Annotated in this window: 1 protein-coding gene; it reads right to left on the bottom strand. The window is 49.7% G+C overall.

The annotated features are described in order from the left end of the window. Positions 1-372: 372 nt before the first annotated feature. Complete coding sequence (locus tag HP552_RS00560; protein WP_312884177.1) at positions 373-1,593, bottom strand: IS110 family RNA-guided transposase; 1,221 nt, start codon at positions 1,591-1,593, stop codon at positions 373-375. Positions 1,594-1,597 lie beyond the last annotated feature (4 nt).

Genomic DNA, 1,597 nt, shown 5'->3' with positions numbered 1-1,597 from the left:
GCTCCCTCGAAATGATTCAGTTTTCTCACTCAGGCTCATGAATTCGCAGGATTTCATCCTATAGTTAGTACGAAGAAGAGGATGTGGGCGGAGCCGGTGGCGAAAAGACGTAAAAATAGGCATGCGGGAATAAAGGTGAGTACTGTTTCACCCATATTGTCCCATATACGCACGTCTCCACGTCGCCATAGCGATTCTCGCTCCCATGTCTCAACGGGTCATAGCCCTTTCATTCCTTCGTCACATCTAACTACGGGGTGGAGGTCGGTCTTTCTAACGGAACGGGTCCGAGCCCTTTTGCGTAATGTCTCCCGATACGCCGTGCTTCTTTGTCATCCTGCGAATTCTTGAACCGGTGAGGATTAACTGTTCTTAAGCTGCTTGTGGGAAAACTCGAGTTGAATCGTAAGCCTCGCTGCTTTTTGCCAGACTGACTAGCAGACGCGATACTTTATTGCATAATTTCATGATGGATTTCATCTTCTTCTGGTTCTTCTTTTCCACATTGTAACGGTGTAAAGCTCGAATTTCCGGATTCGTCATGACCATATACATCGTGATGAGATAGAGAAAGTGACGCAGGCGTGGCCGACCACGTTTGCTAAGCACCATCTTTCCTCGCCACTTCCCAGAACTAGCCTCAGCTAGATTCAACCCGGCATGCCGTAGCAGAGCATTTCCATGTGAATAACCGCTCAGATCACCGGCCTCACCGAGTACACCAGCTAGACTCGTTACACTTATGCCTCGTATTTCAAGCAGCTTCTGCGCGTATGGAATGCGTTCAAGAATGAGATGGAGCGCGTGCTCGATTTGTTCCAGTTGGCGCTGAGCCAGGTCATATTCTGCAAGTAAGTGCTCAAGATGAAGCTTGTAAGCATGGAGCGCCTGAGTTGCTCCAACGCTGGATTTTGCAAGTGAAATGAGCAGCTCAGCTCGCTTCACTCCAGCATGACGCTTCACATATTTCTTCCAACCGTCGAGGATTTGTTCCGTGTTTAACCGGCTGATTTCTCCAGGCAAAGGGAAGAGTCTGAGTGTTACGATAGCGCTGGTGCAGGTAAGGATTTTAAAGACCTGACGCAGCTCTGGAAAGACGATGTCTACCCAGCGATGAATTTGGTTAACCGCACTGTTAAGGCGTTTGGTAACCGTCTCGCGGTTTGCCATGAGAATACGTAGCTCCTCGTAGGCTTCGGGATGAAAACGAACGGGAGAGTAGTACCCGTTTTTGATCATATCTGCAATGACCAGCGCATCCTTACGATCGCTTTTAGAAGGCGTATTGTCCCGGTTTTCCTTGTTTTTCTTGACGAGATGGGGATTAACCAAAACAGCCTCAATTCCTTGCCCCACAAGCCAGCGTGCTAGGCTGAACCAGTAGTGGCCGGTCGGCTCCATGCCAACGATGATGCTGCTCAGATTGTGGGTCTTGAGAAGATCCTGGACCCAACGCTGGAACAACTTGAACCCCTCGCGATGGTTGCCGAACTCGAGCGGAGCACCTAAAGCAATTCCTCGGAAGCTGACAGCCCGGGCAACATGGGTTTCCTGAGCGATGTCTACACCGATGACCAGGTGTTGAACGGTAATGTTT

It is taken from the genome of Paenibacillus xylanilyticus (assembly GCF_013359935.1).
Lineage (GTDB): Bacteria > Bacillota > Bacilli > Paenibacillales > Paenibacillaceae > Paenibacillus > Paenibacillus xylanilyticus.
Note: the sequence above shows the minus strand (reverse complement) of the source record. Positions and strands in the feature narration are given on the sequence as shown.